General features: G+C 54.5%; 16 protein-coding genes. 6 read left to right on the top strand and 10 right to left on the bottom strand.

Going from position 1 to position 15,425, the window contains the following annotated elements; all coding sequences use genetic code 11:
• Window positions 1-23: 23 nt before the first annotated feature.
• Genes PSR63_RS23760 through PSR63_RS28275 form a run of 3 tightly spaced genes read right to left on the bottom strand, consistent with a single transcriptional unit; the run spans window position 24 to window position 2,573 of the window.
• Window positions 24-1,598, bottom strand: a complete 1,575-nt coding sequence (locus tag PSR63_RS23760) for a terminase large subunit (protein WP_274328209.1) — start codon at window positions 1,596-1,598, stop codon at window positions 24-26.
• 20 nt (window positions 1,599-1,618) lie between these two features.
• Window positions 1,619-2,083, bottom strand: a complete 465-nt coding sequence (locus tag PSR63_RS23755) for a phage terminase small subunit P27 family (protein ID WP_274328207.1) — start codon at window positions 2,081-2,083, stop codon at window positions 1,619-1,621.
• Entirely contained in the window at window positions 2,070-2,573 is a 504-nt protein-coding gene (locus PSR63_RS28275) for an HNH endonuclease (protein ID WP_443111058.1), read from the bottom strand. Before PSR63_RS28275 ends, PSR63_RS23755 begins: the two co-directional genes overlap by 14 nt.
• A gap of 102 nt (window positions 2,574-2,675) precedes the next feature.
• Between PSR63_RS28275 and PSR63_RS23750 the strand changes: the two genes are divergently transcribed.
• The 3 genes from PSR63_RS23750 to PSR63_RS23740 all read left to right on the top strand — a co-directional run bounded on the left by PSR63_RS23750 (window position 2,676) and on the right by PSR63_RS23740 (window position 4,459).
• On the top strand, window positions 2,676-3,509 hold the full coding sequence (locus PSR63_RS23750; protein ID WP_274328205.1) for a hypothetical protein: 834 nt from the start codon (window positions 2,676-2,678) through the stop codon (window positions 3,507-3,509).
• 125 nt (window positions 3,510-3,634) lie between these two features.
• Window positions 3,635-3,994 carry a winged helix-turn-helix domain-containing protein gene (locus PSR63_RS23745; RefSeq protein WP_274328203.1) on the top strand — a complete coding sequence of 120 codons (360 nt, stop codon included), beginning with the start codon at window positions 3,635-3,637 and terminating at the stop codon, window positions 3,992-3,994.
• A 219-nt stretch (window positions 3,995-4,213) separates the two neighbouring features.
• On the top strand, window positions 4,214-4,459 hold the full coding sequence (locus tag PSR63_RS23740) for a hypothetical protein (protein ID WP_274328202.1): 246 nt from the start codon (window positions 4,214-4,216) through the stop codon (window positions 4,457-4,459).
• 5 nt (window positions 4,460-4,464) lie between these two features.
• On the opposite strand, the gene PSR63_RS23735 is transcribed toward PSR63_RS23740, so the two are convergent.
• From PSR63_RS23735 to PSR63_RS23705, 7 genes are all read right to left on the bottom strand, one after another.
• Window positions 4,465-5,778: a DNA modification methylase gene (locus tag PSR63_RS23735; protein ID WP_274328192.1), complete on the bottom strand. Its 1,314-nt coding sequence runs from the start codon at window positions 5,776-5,778 to the stop codon at window positions 4,465-4,467.
• Between the two features lie 16 nt (window positions 5,779-5,794).
• Window positions 5,795-5,929, bottom strand: a complete 135-nt coding sequence (locus tag PSR63_RS23730) for a hypothetical protein (protein ID WP_274328190.1) — start codon at window positions 5,927-5,929, stop codon at window positions 5,795-5,797.
• A gap of 383 nt (window positions 5,930-6,312) precedes the next feature.
• On the bottom strand, window positions 6,313-8,982 hold the full coding sequence (locus tag PSR63_RS23725; protein WP_274328188.1) for a hypothetical protein: 2,670 nt from the start codon (window positions 8,980-8,982) through the stop codon (window positions 6,313-6,315).
• Window positions 8,983-9,030: 48 nt separating this feature from the next.
• Window positions 9,031-9,324, bottom strand: coding sequence for a hypothetical protein (locus PSR63_RS23720; protein ID WP_274328186.1), 294 nt, complete (start codon window positions 9,322-9,324; stop codon window positions 9,031-9,033).
• Window positions 9,325-9,384: 60 nt separating this feature from the next.
• Window positions 9,385-10,017 (bottom strand): hypothetical protein, encoded by a 633-nt coding sequence (locus tag PSR63_RS23715; RefSeq protein ID WP_274328185.1) that lies wholly within the window; start codon window positions 10,015-10,017, stop codon window positions 9,385-9,387.
• A 180-nt stretch (window positions 10,018-10,197) separates the two neighbouring features.
• A complete protein-coding gene (locus PSR63_RS23710; protein ID WP_274328184.1) occupies window positions 10,198-11,109 on the bottom strand; it encodes a hypothetical protein in 912 nt (303 codons plus the stop codon).
• Window positions 11,063-12,277 carry a hypothetical protein gene (locus PSR63_RS23705; RefSeq protein WP_274328183.1) on the bottom strand — a complete coding sequence of 405 codons (1,215 nt, stop codon included), beginning with the start codon at window positions 12,275-12,277 and terminating at the stop codon, window positions 11,063-11,065. Before PSR63_RS23705 ends, PSR63_RS23710 begins: the two co-directional genes overlap by 47 nt.
• 667 nt (window positions 12,278-12,944) lie before the next feature.
• Between PSR63_RS23705 and PSR63_RS23700 the strand changes: the two genes are divergently transcribed.
• From PSR63_RS23700 to PSR63_RS23690, 3 genes are read left to right on the top strand one after another with little or no spacing between them, the layout of a single operon-like run.
• Entirely contained in the window at window positions 12,945-13,436 is a 492-nt protein-coding gene (locus PSR63_RS23700; RefSeq protein ID WP_274328181.1) for a DUF2924 domain-containing protein, read from the top strand.
• A complete protein-coding gene (locus tag PSR63_RS23695) occupies window positions 13,433-14,992 on the top strand; it encodes a recombinase family protein (protein WP_274328179.1) in 1,560 nt (519 codons plus the stop codon). The genes PSR63_RS23700 and PSR63_RS23695 overlap by 4 nt, the downstream gene beginning before the upstream one ends.
• Window positions 14,986-15,408 (top strand): hypothetical protein, encoded by a 423-nt coding sequence (locus tag PSR63_RS23690; RefSeq protein ID WP_274328177.1) that lies wholly within the window; start codon window positions 14,986-14,988, stop codon window positions 15,406-15,408. Before PSR63_RS23695 ends, PSR63_RS23690 begins: the two co-directional genes overlap by 7 nt.
• Window positions 15,409-15,425 lie beyond the last annotated feature (17 nt).

The raw sequence follows: 15,425 nt of genomic DNA, 5'->3' as shown, positions 1-15,425 counted from the left end.
CCGTGAATCAGCGTGGCACACTTCTACAGAAAAAGCATCCCTCGCTCGCTATACGGACTCGTAAACTCCACATGCCGAGTCGCCAAATCCACCGCCATGACGAGCGCCACAATCCCATCGATCCGCTCCTGACTCTTCTTCTTCGACGGCTTCCAGTTGTCGGCCGCATCCTGCTCGATCGCTACGTTTCCCGCCATCCACCGGAGTACTGGATGACCCGCGTGGCGCAATTTCCGGGATAGCACGAGCTCTTCCAACTTCTTCGTCGGCGCCGACATACTCGCGTAGCCCTGGCCGAAAGACACAATCTCGAATCCATCATCATCTAGCTGGGTGGCCAACTGCGTCGCGTTCCAACGGTCGATCGCGATCTGCTCGATCTTAAATCGCTTTCCTAGCTCGTTGATCCGCGCCCGAATGCGTTCGTAGTCGACGACTTCCCCAGGTGACGCTTCGATGTACCTTTGCTGAATCCACGGTACATACGGGGCATGGTCCCGCTTCTCACGTCGCCTGGCACCTTCCTCTGGTACCCAGAAGAACGGCAGTACGTCGTATTGGTCGTCTTCCTCGAATACGAGCACCAGGGCCGAGATGTCGGTCGTGGAAGACAAGTCCAGGCCTGCGAAACATGTGCGACCATCCAGTTCCGCCAGAGCATCATCACACGCGTCCCACTTATCCATGTTCAGCCAACGCGATTCCTGCTGCGTCCATTGATTGAGCCGATAGCGACGAAACGAGTTTTCCTTGGCGGGCGATTCCTGGGCTTCACGGCAATCCTCGGCGAACTGCTCCGCGTCGATCGTGATGCCGAAACTGGGGTTCGCCTTCCGCCACACCTCAGGCGTGGTCCAGTCCTCTTCAACGTCGGCAGCAGAGATGTAGGGAAAGAACGCTGTGTCTTCAACAGTTCCTTCCAGCACTTGGCGAGCGTACTCGTGCTGTTCCCAACAGATGCTCAATCGGTCGAACCCGGCGGTTGTAATAGCCAGCATGAGTGGTTGTCGTCGTGAGGCACCGGCGTAGCGAAGCGTGTCCCATAGTTCCCGTGACTTTTGTGCATGTAGTTCGTCCATCAGCACTGCATGGGCGTTGAGGCCTTCCTTGGTGGGCACCTCAGCCGAGAGGGCACGATAAATGGATCGACTACGATGGTCCACGATCCGTTTGGTGGAACGGACGACTTTCAGACGCGATGCCAGATGAGGCGAGTGGTCCACCATATTGGCCGCTTCGTTGAACACGATTGACGCCTGATCCCGATCCGAGGCTGCACTGTAGATTTCGGCCCCCGGTTCGCCATCACATGTCAGCAGATACAAGCTCAGCCCCGCGAATAACGTGCTCTTGCCATTCTTCTTCGGAACCTCGATATAACCGCGGCGAAATCGACGAGTCCCATCAGCACGCTTCCAACCGAATAATGGCGCCACCACGTCTGTCCATTGCCAATCTAATAGCTCAAACGGTTTCCTAGCCCATTGGCCTTTCGAGTGCTTCAGGAACCGCAGGAAAAACTCACGCACACGCTGGGCCGCTTCTTCATCGAACCAACAGCCATTCTCGACGGCACGCTCATCGTTTGAACTTCTCACCCACTGCTGCGTCACGTCCACTACCCTGCCCCCACAAATGCATCGAACTCATCCTCAGCAGACTTCTTGGTTTCCACACGGATGCGACTGCGGCTCGATGGCGTCAGTCCAAACTCCACCAGGAACTTCCGCATCGATTCCATCGCCTGGTCGGCCACCGTCAGATATGGCGACTTCATCGGAAAGCCTTTCTCGGGCGACTTCACGATCGTTCCGAACTTCTTTACCTGTTCTTCCGCGTGAACCCAGCGGCTGTACACGGTGCAATATGCGGCCAGTGCAGCACGATCAGCTGTACTAAGCAGTCCCATTTCGGTGAGGATTCCAGAGATACGATCCCATTCCTCCTGAGCCACTTCATCCAGGAAATCAGGGCACGTAGGCACATCGCCAGGAGCATTTGGTTCGGCCTTGTTCAGCGACCGTTTGCCAGGATTCCCTTCGCGAATCTTTAGTACCGTTGGCTTTGGTTTACGACCTCTCATTTAACACCCCCTGGGGTACAATATCGCGGGCGCAAGTGTGTTTGGGGGCACGCGTTCCCATGTCGACCCGCGTCACTATTTGACTAGCCCCCGCCCCTCTCGGCGGCTCCTGGAGCCTTCTAGCGGCATCTCTGCAGGTTTGCTGAATGGCACTCACATTTGCCTCCGTACTCGACCCGTAAAGCTCGTTATCTTGTTCGGTTTTGGCTCGATGATGCATACGGCAGAGCACCTGCGTGTTGCCTATCTCGAGTCGCCAATCGAGTCGGACGTGAAGTGGAATGATGTGGTCGACATCTTTGGCCGAGGTGGATAGACCACGCTTCAAACACTCTTGGCAAAGGTAGTAATCGAGTTGGCGCCGACGCTGGGCGATCCGTTCCCAGTTGGAATCGTAGCCCTGCGATGAAGACGAGCCTCGCCGCGCTTCGTAGATGTCCCGACCGACACGTCGCTTCGTATCGCTTCGCCTTTTGACTCGCTTTGGCATTCAATTCCCCTTACGCTATCTCAAGTGTGAGTTACTTCTGAACCGCTTCACCACTCCTCTTCATTCTCTCCTTGCCTATCTCTTCACGATGGTCACATCGCCATGAGCACTGTTTTGCCCTTTCATTTGGAAGCGACCGATAGCTCCGTACGCTTCTGGTCGAACACACGACTGCCATTTGAGCCGAAAGGAACCATGCTTGACGCTCGCAATTTGCTTCGGCAGGCGCTCACCGGATTGTCGCCACACCCCGACCGAATTCTTGCTGCCAAATACCAGTCTTCGACGAATGGCTTCTGTGACGTTGAGAATGTGCTGTTCCACAACGTCGGAGCTGCGTCGTTCCGAACCACTGCCCGCAATGGACTTCGTTTTGAGCGAGTGCACGCCGAAGCTCCGCTGAGCGCAACTGGCGAGCAATTCCAGCACTATCACGAATACAGCCTGAATGAATCTCCTAAGTCTCCAGCGATGACACCTGAGAGTTCGTTGCACTTCAATTTGCCGTCTCTGGCGTCTGCCACGAAGCCGCACGAAATCTGGCAATTTGCCTCCGCTGCGACCGCCACTCGCAGTGAGGAAATCAGCGGTCCGTTCGAGATGAGTGTCGTTTTGGAACTGGCCACACCCATTGGCAATTTGGCCTCCGTCATTAAGCCGCTGTTGGATGGAATAATCTCTGCCCTTCATTTTGACCCCAACCCTGATCTTGTCGCTGTCGATCGACTTGCTAACAAAACTAGCTGGTCGACGGAAGAAGTCCTTCAACATCTAAAGTCTCCTGCCGTTCCCGCCTTAGGTTCGCGTCGCCTTCTCGATGCGTACCGAGAATTCATCAAGTGGAATCCGGCGGACGACCTCTGTGAGGTGTGCACCGTGCTTCGCCGTTCATCAGATACGCCAAGCTGCCACGTGGACCTTTGGTCGTTGCGATAATCTAAGCCGCCAAAAGAATCTTCTGAATTGCTGCTGGATGCGCTTGATGTGTTTCCAGTTGCATGGCTCATGTGTGTCAACGCGACACGGTTCGCGACCAACCAATCACCATTTGGAGAAGACCCATGACCACGAAGAAGACCACTCGCAAGACCACCGCTACTAAGAAGGCCACCACCAAGGGCACCACGAAAGGACGGTCCACCAAGGCGACCAAGCCAGCCGAAGCAAAGCCCGCTAAACAACCCGCCACCAAACGTCTGTCGGCCCTTGACGCGGCAGCCAAGGTTCTTGCGGAATCGAAGGAGCCGCTCAACGCCAAACAGATGATCGACGCGATGGCCGAGAAGAAATACTGGTCCAGCCCAGGCGGTAAGACACCGCATGCCACGCTCTATTCGGCGATCCTTCGGGAGATCAACACCAAGGGCAAAGACGCCCGGTTCAAGAAGACCGAACGAGGCAAGTTCACGACCAACGGCTAGGGCACCCGTTAACTCGCCACACAACGCCCGACGTTCGCCACGTTTGGGCGTTTTTTTGTTCTTGGCGTCGTTAGGGCAGTTGTTCGTTTCGGCGCCACACGGCCCAACCTCGCGGCCCAAAAGAAAGCTGCTGAATCGCTGCGAACGAAGCTTGATGTTTTCAGCTTTCCATGGCTCATGTGTGTCATACGAAACGCAACCCACACCGGAGACCGAATCATGCCCGCCGACGCCCACGAAACCAAACTTCGCGATGCCTTCCAGAAGATGGCCCCACACCAATACCAGGAGATCCGCGACGCGTATTTCAAGGCGGTTGAGGGATTGCAGAGCCTGGCCCAATCGCTTGAGTTCGCCGACATCGGGGTTGGAGAGGCCAACGACCACGCGCTCATCGAAGAGCACCTGATTGCCTGCGAAGCATTCGAGGCGATGAACAAGAGCCTGCTGGGGAAGATTCTTTAGAACGCTCACCGCATCGCCTCCTCTCGCGCCTTCATCGGGATGGGCGAATCTCCCGTTCGTTCGAGCACAGCTGGCTTGCCGGTGAATCTTTGGAAGCGGTCGGCAATAGTGTCACAGTAGTACGTGTCGAGTTCCATGAGATAGGCCTTACGCCCCGTCTGTTCAGCGCCGATAAGCGTCGACCCACTGCCACCAAATAGGTCTAGAACGTTCTCTCCGGCGACCGTGGAGTATTGCATGGCTCGCACAGCGAGTTCGGCAGGCTTGGCCGTTAAGTGTTCCATTTGCTGTGGCGGGATCTTCTTGACGTGCCATAGGTCAGGCACATTGTGCGGTCCGTAGAACTTGTGGGCGGAACCCTCTTTCCAACCGTAGAATGCAATCTCAAAACACCCGAGGAAGTCTTTTCGCGTAAGCACTGGGTGGAGTTTGTCCCACACGATCGCCTGGCTGAAATACAAACCATGCTTCTTCAGAACGGGTGGATAGTTGCCGAGGTTCGCGTAGCCGCCCCAGATATAAAATCCTCGCCCCGGTGCCAGCACGCGAGTCATATTGCCGAACCACGCGTCGAGCAATCGGTTGAACTCTTCATCCGACACAAAGTCGTTTGCCAAGGGTCGATCTTTGGCCCGCATCTTCTTGGGATTGTTGTCCGGTTTGCGTTTACTCGGATCGGCGAAGCTACTGTTGCCAGCAGCAATGGCATTCTTTGACCGTGGCTGAACCCGGACCCCATATGGCGGATCGGAATTGATCAGGTGGATGACAGCACCGTCGAGCAATCGATCAACGTCCTCAGCCTTTGAGCTATCCCCACACAACAATCGATGGTCGCCGAGGATCCACAAGTCGCCAGGCTGCGTGATAGGATCGTCTGGTGGCTCAGGCACATCGTCGGGATCGTTCAGCCCGTCCTTCACGTCGCCACTGAGCATCTTGGCCAGTTCGTCGTCCTTGAAACCAAGCAGCCCTAGTTCGTAGTCGGCGTCCTTGAGGGCACTCAGTTCGATCGGCAAGAGATCCAAGTCCCATTCGGCAATGGTCGCCGTTTGATTATCCGCGATCCGGTAAGCACGAATCTGTTCATCGCTCATCCCCTCGGCAACATGAACCGGCACTTGGGTCATGCCTAGCTTCTGAGCCGCCTTTAGTCTCGTGTGGCCTACGATAACCACGCCCGCTTCGTCCACCACAATCGGCTGACGAAATCCAAACTCCGCGAGCGACTTCGCTACGGCATCGACTGCACCGTCGTTCACACGCGGGTTGCTTGGATAGGGCGTGACGTCCGCGATGTTCCACTGATCGATCTTCATGAGTACCTCCGTGAGTTCACAGGTTGATAAAGAACTGAATCCAAATTGCGGCGGACAAGATCACCATGAAAACGAAGAACGCGTCTAGCGCCAGAACCACACTGCCTCGTCGCGTCACCATCCGCTCGATTCGCTTCTTCCATTGCCACATGATTTGCCTCCAATCCCTTCAAAGACCGAGCTGCGGAACGTTTGCGGTACGTTGAGATAGCACGTAAGTCGTGTCACACAATCGCTTTAGCACATAGCCCCTATCACCACTGCGGAACGTTGTGCGGTACGTTGACCTCTCCACAAGTCATTGTTTCATTGGGACTTATAACAATCTGCGGAACGTGCGGAACGTTTGTCGGTAAAGCCCCTATACGTGTGTGTGTATGCGTGCATATGCGTGTGTTTTCTCTTACGCGTGTGTGAGTTACCTGAACACGTTCCTCACGTTCCGCACTCAACTTGTATCTCCTAATTTCATCAACACTTAAGGTGCGGAACGTTTGCCAATTCACACGTTCCGCAGACGTTCCGCAAAGGCCTCTAACGTTCCGCACTTTCCGTGATTCCCACCCGATAGGAGTTCCCATTGCGCTGCTCGAAGCGAAGGAATGTGGCCACGCGTCCCGCCGACAGGTCGAAACACTCCGACACATACCGACCGGCGATCTTCCCCAGACGGGTCGCTTTGGATCGCGAGGAACCATCACCGAGCTCGTCCTGAAGTAGATCGTGCTTGTCGCAAAGCTCCACAAGTTCATTCGCGGTCCAGTTCCCCTGACTGTGCTCAGCGAGGGTCACAACCAAGTCACTGAACTCACGCCGTGTGTCGTCCAGTTGTGTCGCTGCCTCTTCGCTGTTAGCCAGGAAGTCGGGGTCGCCATTGGCCTCGAGGATGCCACCCACGATGTCCCCCCAGCCACGTTTGTTGAACCTTGAGTCGGTGTTGGCCTTGGGCATTCGAGACGCCTTCCAGCGTTCGACCATGCCAATCAACTCACCGAGGATCTCGAGTCGATGTTCCTGGGCGTAACCTTCGGGGTCCGTAATCGAGAACTTCCGTCGCTCCGGATTCCCTTCATGGAACAGATTGACCACCACACTGCGCGTCATCAGGTCACGACTGACATCGGGCGAATTGGCCGTCAAACAAAAGATGTGCGAGTTCTCAGCCCGGATATCTTGCGACTGGCCCAAGAGGCGAAACGAAAGAATCGGATCGGTGATCGACCTTTCCAGACACGCCGAATCGATGCGTGGACTGCGACCTTTCCCCTTCGCGTTATCGATAATGATCGTATTGGCGCCCCGACGGACAATAGATCCAAGACGCTTCTCGAACTCTTCGTCGTTCGGGTTGTAGCTGGCCGTTTCGACCGATTGACCATCGCGCAGAATCGAGATGATCTGCCCCAGAACCGTTTTACCGAGGCCTGGCTGGTTCCCGTTGAAAAGCACTGCAGGCTTCGAGCCAATGAATCTAGGAACCAGGACCGCCGTCAGGAGAATCCCTATGTAGTTTGTGCGGTCGCCAGACGTCTTGAAGCAGAAATCGCGGAGCAGTCGATCAAGGTGATGCGTGCCCTCGCGTGTGGCGATCTCAGGCCCCGCGTAGTAGATTTGGGAAGCGGGATCGTAACCTGGCGTGGTCAGCCGCCAGTCGTCCGTATAGACAGGATTCCGCGTAAATAGCTTGATGTTCGGAAGCCGTTTCCGTTCGCCGGGATGGTGAAGCCAGGTGTTACCGTAGGATGATGGGAGCGGCTTGTATTCGCCCTCCTTATCTTTCACGAAGTAGAACTCGGCATGATGGTTGAGCAGCCCACCGAGTTCGGCACAAGACAGAACTGGGGCGATGGTCTCATCACGGATGATCACCAGTTGCTCAACGCGGCTATAACAGCCACCAACCTTCAACAGCAGATTGGTGATCTGTTGCATCGTTTCCCCAACCGGTGTGCAGGCAGGGTTCACGCGTATGGTCGGACGTGCCTTTTCATGCGGTGGAGTTTCATATCCACCTCCATCGCCTGGAGGCGTGTCATCGAAGTATACTGCCGGAGGATTTTCATCGCCATTTGCCTTCTTCTGCAGCTTCTCGTAGACCTCTAGGCGCGCTGTATCCTCGGCATTCGTCCACGTGTGGTCGAAATACCTGCGTCCCTGCTCGGCGAACTTGCCCACCGACTCAACCTGCCGCCAGACCTCTTCCCGATCGATACCTTGACGCACGGCATAGCAGCACAACGAGAAATCGGCCTCGGATCGACGTCCTGCTTCAGCCAGGCTACACGCGGCAATGAGTTCTGCCAGCTTGTCCGACTTCGACGCGGTCATCTTCCGCGGCTGCGGTAGCGGCATCGATTCGATCTGTTTGGCCCGCTGTGAATCAGGCGAAGCAACTTTCAGTCGTTCAAATGTCGAGAGTGGATATCTGCGTGTCGGATCGCATTCGATGAGTTGAGTAGGAACGGGCTCGCGGCCGTTGCGCTGGTCCTTCCGATTTATGGAACCGGGGATTCGGAGCAGTCTCGAAATGTCGATCGTGTGGTCGCCACCGACCTGTTGGGCCACGCCTGAGAGAATGTCCTGAATATGCTGTGCTTTGGGACTCAGCTTGGATATCTGCCGGTCGATGTCGAGATAAACACGCTCGCCATCCAGCACCACATATTTGCGAGGTTTTTTACTTCCTTCTTGCCATTCAAGCTGTACCGCGGGCGGATCACCGGCGTCGTCGACTAGATAAGGCTGCTCAAGCAGCCAGTAAAGATGAACTCCATTTCCAGAGTGAACCACGATAGACGGATCAGGCAGCGATGACTCTTTCAAACGTGCGCGAACCTCGTCGAAGGTGGCATGATCGATATCACACCACAACGACCGAACGGTCCTGATCTGCCAAGCCAGATCGTACTTGCCGTCACCGCCTAATCGTGGACAAACTCCGAAGAACAAGTTTAAACGGCTCGCCGCAGACTTACGAAATAGCTGCAGCAAGGTTTCTTTCAACTGAATGGGATCAGCTTCTCGATAGCACGTGTTGTGATAATCGACGCTGCTGCGTTTCTTTCCCTCTTCAGTCCAGGTCTCAATGGGCCGGAACAGAATCTTGTCTTGCTCATCGAACAGTGTGGTCAGAAATCGACTGGCGATTTCGACGTTTTCGAGCATATCGCTTGGAGGATGATCTCCCTGCGTGTTTGACTCCATTCAATCGGCCCTCCTGAACCTGGCATCCGAGCGTTTGATTTGCGACGACTAAGCGGCAACGGCCTCCACGGGCTTCTTCACCCGTTCAACACGAAACGCATCTGGGCCGATCTCGCGGGTCAGAAACCCAACGAACAGCCGATTGAAATCCATGCCGATGTCTGTCCCTGCGTCGATCACGCAGCTCATTTCATCGGTGTCGAAGAAGTGCGTGGCGTCCATCCGGGTTTGCGACTCGCCGCGGAGAGACTCACACGCCCAGATCGATAGCAGAATCGCGGCCTCAACATCTTCACTGGAAACACCTTCGCCAAAACGATATCGATATACTTCAGTCTTCATAGTTCTTTCCTCAGGTACGTATTGATCCCTATCTATTAACAACCCAACTCCGTCGCGAAATTACGAAGGAATCTGCAAATATTCCGAAAGTCCCATCTCTTCGAATCGGTGGCGGATCTTTGGGAGCCACGCATCGATCGTTGATCGAGGAACATCCATGTTTCGTGCGGCTTGAGCGATGGTCCCATTCATCAGATGCCTACAAAGTTCACGAAAGCGTGGATCACGCAATCGTTCAATACAGGTAGCCACATCTTCCCGAAGCTCGGCAAGCTCCTGCTCACAGCGAAGCTCTTGGCTACGACGTGAGGGCTTCTCATGGTCCTGCAGCACGTTGGCCAGCTCCATCGGTCCTTCCTCGTCGGTCGTCACTTGAACGTGGATCGAGATCGTGCGACGGTGATCCCGCTTGGGAGCCTTCCGGTCTCGGATCACGCTCGCGATGTGACGACTAACGGTCTTCGCCACAAAAGCCTTCCAATGCGGATCGTCGGGATTGGCCTGGTCGAATTTGCCTGCCAGTTTCAGAAAGAGTGTCTGCTCGAGTTCAGCGCGGTCAGAGTCGGTGAAGCCATGGCGACCAATCAGCTGGCGAGCACATTTCTGCACATAGCCCTGCGTGAACGAATCGAGAGGCTTGTGCTCCGAGGTGATGGACTCAGGTGAGTCCGTCGACGTGTGTCGGTCCTTCATTTCTGCAATCTCCATGTCGAGGGTGATTGCCACCGCGAAACTTGCGATGACAACCCCCGGCGGAATTGCAGCAAATCGAACAAAAAAGCCTGCGGCTCGACCTAAGTCGCTATTCCGCAGGCATTTGCAGTGTCGCATTGTTCGAATTGCAGTTGCACGAAATCAAGCAAACTGCAATTTCTAGGTTTTGCGTCCTCGAGTAATGGGCCCTTTGAGCGACATGATCTGGTCCACATCCAATGCAAGTTCCCAGTAGATTCTGAGCTCTACCGCATCGGCATCCTTTAGGGCTCGATTGACATCTGACGTCGTCATGTCGAGCTGTTTGGCGAGTTCCTTCTGCTGAGGACGTGGCAGCAACCTTGGCGTCCCGGTAATTTCCTTCGTGGAATATGCGTGCTCCCGAGCGTTAAAAACGTGCTCAATCAAGGCCTTTCGCAACTTGGCGATACTATTGAGACGGGATCCTCGTCTTTTGGGTGTTGCGTTCTTCGACTCTTTCGACGCTGGCCAAGCGTCTTTGACCCACCCTTCAATCTCCTCGACATCGATCACCAGTTTTCCGGCCTCGAACGAAATGATTCCCTCGAGGGGAATGAGCAAACTCCCAGTCGCATCATGCCATTGGTCCGAACGATCTTTCGTTGGCGCGAACACGATTGCCTTCGGGTTCTTCTTCAAGATCTCCACGGCATCACCATGTTGACCAAGAAATGACCGAACGAACCACACTCGACGCGAAGATCCCGCCCAATTGGCTCGCCCGACCTTCCAAAGGTAATTCGGTACCTGCTCTTCCAGAGAAAGCTTCAGATCACCAAACAAGACCTGGAGTAAGGAAGTCGTATCAATCTCCCATCGCTTGAGCCGATCCGGATCGACGCGTTCCAACCCGCAGTCTTCGCAGTTGATGTAGCCATTGAGACCGCCACCGCGTTCGGAGATGTACTCCACCTCGTAGCGGCGACTACAGTCACTGCAATTGGCGAAACCTGAAGGCTCGATTTCACGCAGGAGCTGATACTCTTCAATGACCGCCCAGTCGTCACTCTTCCAGCGGATCGTCTCGGAGGCCTGAAAAACTGGCGTCACACTCTCCCACCGAGACAGCAGCGTATTTAGGAGGTTTTGCAAGGTCGATATCCCACTCAGTAAGGTACTTCTGGATTAACTCGACGCGTTCGGGGCGGGCATTCCTTAGAGAGCAAGAGCGTGGATACCCAATGTCAAAACTCTGTCGGCCATGCTTGCGACCGTCTAAGGGGTGAAAGATGAAGCAGAAACAGGCTCGCGTCACACGCCACTGATCCAACGGCTTCTCCTCGACCTGGATTACCTCTTGAATCGCCTTGCCGATGGTGTCGTTTGGGTCGGCGTCATCGATCTTGATTTCGACTTCCCTCCCGTCGACCAGGCTCGAAAGACGAAGCTTGCGGATCCTCACGCTCACCCTATCTGCAGGCTCAACTTTAAGTCCGTCGAAAGCATATTTCAGTCGATCGAGCTCGTAGGCCGCGTCTGGGTCATAATCATTGAGCTTCCAGCGCAATATCGTACCTGCAAAGATCTTCTCCAAGTGTTCTTTGACTGGCTTGTGCAATCCTTTCGCGAATAGCTCGAGCGAGCTGTGCTTCGGATCGTAGGCGAATACGATTGATAGAGTCGTGCGAATCGACTTAGGGGCGAGGTGCCCTTCCTTGTCGTGAACCAAGACACTGGAGACAAAATCGTCGGGATATGCGAAGAAGTAAAACACGTCGCCACGTTTGAGCCAGTCGACGGTGCAGTCTTTGCCGCGGCCCTGCTCTCGAAGAAGGTCCGATATCTCCTCCTTCAGATTTTCGATCGCCGGGTCGGAAGTATCTGGACTATCGTTACTGGGTAAGTCGGTGCGTTTGCGCCAGAACGACATCTGATCGATCTGAAAAAGGATCTGACCTTTGTCGAAGATGCCTGGATAATGCAACCAGATCCACATGGTCCGGCCCCATATACCAAGTTCTTCGGCCGCTTCGTTCACAAGATCAGGAAGCCCATAATCCCTTGCCGCTTGGAAAAGAGCTGTCAGTCCAGCATCGGAGGCAAGATCAGACACGCTGTGCAAACCGCTCTCAATCTCATCTCTCTCTCGGTCATCAAGTAACTGAATGTACTCAAAGACCGAACCAATGTCTTTTTCTTTCTCACCGTCCCATTCGGTCACGAACTCAGCGTGTCCATGTCTTACAAAGTACTCGCGAAGTAGACAGTTCGGAACCATTCGCAAAGTTGTTAGCAATGAAAAGGGTCGTGTAGCCATGGTGCATTTTACCCTCATTCCATCGACACAGGCTTTCCTTGCCTAAGCGCGTATTGTCCCAGCGCGCAACGAAGATGCCCTCAAGAACATCACCTACGCAGTGTGACTAAATCGAATTGATCAGGCAAAGAAAGCAGCGCAGAAGCACGTGCCATGGATGCGTGCGGCATTGAAACGGGGAGAGCCGCAGATATCCCCGGAGCCCGTTCGTCCCGGCACCGGATAACCTTTAGAGTGGACGAATGTCCACGTAGCGAGTCCTATCATATCAACGCCGCTAGCAGGCACAACCCTATTTATCTGAAAAGTTCCGCGTCGATTTTTTGAGGCCTTCTTTCGTCATTTCTAACCGCGACTGGGTTGTTAAGAGGTAGAGGAAATCTATCTATCGCCCTGTCAGCTCTGAAATGGAGGTCATCGTGCGGTCGCGAATATCGTCGGAAGAATCGACACCAGAACAGCGTCGAGAAGAGATCGTTTGCCTCTTCGCCCGAGCCGTCTTGCGGTACCGAAAGTCTCTGCGAACGAATCCCAAAACTTCTCCCCATGACCGCTTGAGTTCCTCGCCAGAATCTTGCTCTCTGGACACACGTGTTAAATCTACGAGTCTCAACCCAGGAGAAGATGAATGTCGTTAAACATCGACAAAGAGGTCGCCTCAATGGAAGGGATGACCGTCAACGAGCTTCGCGAGAAGTTTGCGGCGGTATTCGGCGAAGCGACCAACGGAAGAAACAAACGCTGGCTCATTCGGAGAATCGCCTGGCGGCTCCAAGCCAATGAGTTCGGAGGTCTATCGCAACGTGCCAAGGATCGAGCGGCGGAGTTGGTGAACGTCGCCGATGTCCGTGTGACGCCTCCCAGAAATTCACAGCTGGAAAGTCCTGCCCCAACAACCACTAAGACCAAACGGATCAAGCCTCCCTCCGATCCACGTTTACCACCAGCTGGAACCTCAATCATCCGTACCTACAAAGGTAAGTCGCTCGAGGTTCGTATCTTGGACGATGGCTTGGAATACGACGGGGTTCGTTACAAATCCCTCTCGGCGGTCGCCAAGGCGATTACAGGAAGCCACTGCAACGGTTATCGCTTCTTTCGGTTGGAGGACCAAGGATGAGCTCGAAGAAAAACAACACCGACACCATTCGATGTGCCATCTACACGCGCAAGTCGTCCGAAGAAGGACTCGACTCGGAATTCAACTCGCTGGATGCCCAACGCGAGTCGGCGGAATCATTTATCGCCAGCCAGAAGTCGGCGGGTTGGGTCTGTCTGCCGGAACAATACAACGACGGCGGATTCTCAGGCGGCAACGTCGAACGACCTGGCCTGAAACGGCTCATCGCGGATATCGAAGCAGGCAACATTGATTGTGTGGTCGTCTACAAGGTCGACCGTCTATCTCGTTCCTTGATGGATTTTGCTCGGATGATGGAGACCTTCGAGCAATACGACATCTCCTTTGTTTCGGTCACCCAGCAGTTCAACACGACCCATTCGATGGGCCGCCTAACCCTCAACATCCTTCTCAGCTTCGCCCAATTCGAGCGGGAGATCATTGGGGAGCGAATCCGGGACAAGATCGCCGCGCAACGCCGTAAAGGTAAATGGGCTGGTGGCACGCCAGTGCTCGGATACGACGTCGATCGTTCTGGCGGTAGTCCCAAACTTATCATCAATCAGTCCGAAGCCATTCAGGTCAGACAGATTTACGAGCTCTATCTCGAACTTGGCTCCCTGCTTCCGGTAGTCGACGAACTGAAAGCTCTCGGATTACCCAACAAGACCTGGCACACGCGACGAGGCAAACCCAAGGGTGGCAAATCATTCGACAAGTGCAGTCTCCATGCCCTGCTTACCAACCCGATCTACATTGGCAAGGTGAAGCATAAGGCTGACGTGTTCGACGGAGAGCACAAACCGATCGTTGAAGCAGAACTCTTCGACGATGTGCAGACCCAGCTGAAAGCGAATGGTCGCACGCCTGGAGGCCAGGTTCGTAACAAGCACAACGCCTTAATCCGGGGTCTCCTATTCTGCAAACACTGCAACAGCGCGATGGTCCACACGTTCACCAACAAACGCAACAGGCAGTACCGCTACTACCGCTGTGCCCAATTGATCAAGCAGGGGCGCACCTCCTGTCCTACCCCTTCGCTACCTGCGACCGAGATTGAACGGGCCGTTGTCGATGAGATTCGGTTGATCGCCCAGGACCAGGATCTCCAAACGGAAGTATTCAACCGAGCTAAGTTGCTCCTTAAGGAAAACCAGGAGAGCCTCACTCGGTCTATTGGAAACCTCACCCGTCAGCTGAGCAAAGACCACAACGAACTGCAGCGGCTGTCGGAGTCACCAGATCCTTCGAATGCGATCGCCAACTGTGTAACAGGACTTCATGAACGTATTCATCAGAACGAGACGGAGTTGAATCGACTCCAACGAAAAGCAACCGAGCAAACGGAACGGTCAATCGAATTGGACGAAGTCATCGCTGCATTCAAGGACTTTGACCAGCTCTGGGATACGCTTCGACCACGCGAACAACAACGTGTCCTTGCCTTACTCGTCAGCCGAATTGAATTTGATGCCACCGACAACTCGATCAAGATCGACTTTATCGATACCACACCTGCATCCAACTTACCCGATCAGAGTCTTGCCCCATGTTGAGCACAAAACGAGTTCTTCACTTCAATACCGATAGCCGCGGCCGGAAGCGGATCGACCGGGAGCCCAAGCCGAAAGCTACCGCACCGGTGGGTCGCATATCACGCATATCCAAGCTCATGGCGCTCGCCATTCACTTTCAACAGCTGTTGGACGATGGTGTCGTGGAAGATCAGTCCGACATCGCCCGACTGTCGCACGTCACCCAACCGCGGATCACGCAGATCATGAATCTGCTCTTGTTGGCACCAGTGATTCAGGAAGATCTTCTGCACTTGCCCAAGGTTTCGGAAGGGAAAGATCAGGTTCATGAGAAGTTACTTCGGCCTATTGCGGCAGAGGTTTGTTTTCAGAAGCAGCAGGAGATGTGGACTCGGATATGCACGGACAACTTCACACGGACCGATGATCGACCTTGAGAATGGGACTACGCTGT

It is taken from the genome of Bremerella sp. P1, assembly GCF_028748185.1.
Lineage (GTDB): Bacteria > Planctomycetota > Planctomycetia > Pirellulales > Pirellulaceae > Bremerella.
The sequence above is the reverse complement of the archived record's forward strand: the minus strand, read 5'-3'. Positions and strand labels throughout refer to the sequence as shown.

Bases quoted from the DNA above. Each gene is read 5' to 3' on its own strand.
- PSR63_RS23755 (WP_274328207.1), bottom strand. From the start codon at position 2,083: ATGAGAGGTCGTAAACCAAAGCCAACGGTACTAAAGATTCGCGAAGGG.
- PSR63_RS28275 (WP_443111058.1), bottom strand. From the start codon at position 2,573: ATGCCAAAGCGAGTCAAAAGGCGAAGCGATACGAAGCGACGTGTCGGT.
- PSR63_RS23750 (WP_274328205.1), top strand. From the start codon at position 2,676: ATGAGCACTGTTTTGCCCTTTCATTTGGAAGCGACCGATAGCTCCGTA.
- PSR63_RS23745 (WP_274328203.1), top strand. From the start codon at position 3,635: ATGACCACGAAGAAGACCACTCGCAAGACCACCGCTACTAAGAAGGCC.
- PSR63_RS23740 (WP_274328202.1), top strand. From the start codon at position 4,214: ATGCCCGCCGACGCCCACGAAACCAAACTTCGCGATGCCTTCCAGAAG.
- PSR63_RS23735 (WP_274328192.1), bottom strand. From the start codon at position 5,778: ATGAAGATCGATCAGTGGAACATCGCGGACGTCACGCCCTATCCAAGC.
- PSR63_RS23730 (WP_274328190.1), bottom strand. From the start codon at position 5,929: ATGTGGCAATGGAAGAAGCGAATCGAGCGGATGGTGACGCGACGAGGC.
- PSR63_RS23725 (WP_274328188.1), bottom strand. From the start codon at position 8,982: ATGGAGTCAAACACGCAGGGAGATCATCCTCCAAGCGATATGCTCGAA.
- PSR63_RS23720 (WP_274328186.1), bottom strand. From the start codon at position 9,324: ATGAAGACTGAAGTATATCGATATCGTTTTGGCGAAGGTGTTTCCAGT.
- PSR63_RS23715 (WP_274328185.1), bottom strand. From the start codon at position 10,017: ATGAAGGACCGACACACGTCGACGGACTCACCTGAGTCCATCACCTCG.
- PSR63_RS23705 (WP_274328183.1), bottom strand. From the start codon at position 12,277: ATGGTTCCGAACTGTCTACTTCGCGAGTACTTTGTAAGACATGGACAC.
- PSR63_RS23700 (WP_274328181.1), top strand. From the start codon at position 12,945: ATGTCGTTAAACATCGACAAAGAGGTCGCCTCAATGGAAGGGATGACC.
- PSR63_RS23695 (WP_274328179.1), top strand. From the start codon at position 13,433: ATGAGCTCGAAGAAAAACAACACCGACACCATTCGATGTGCCATCTAC.
- PSR63_RS23690 (WP_274328177.1), top strand. From the start codon at position 14,986: ATGTTGAGCACAAAACGAGTTCTTCACTTCAATACCGATAGCCGCGGC.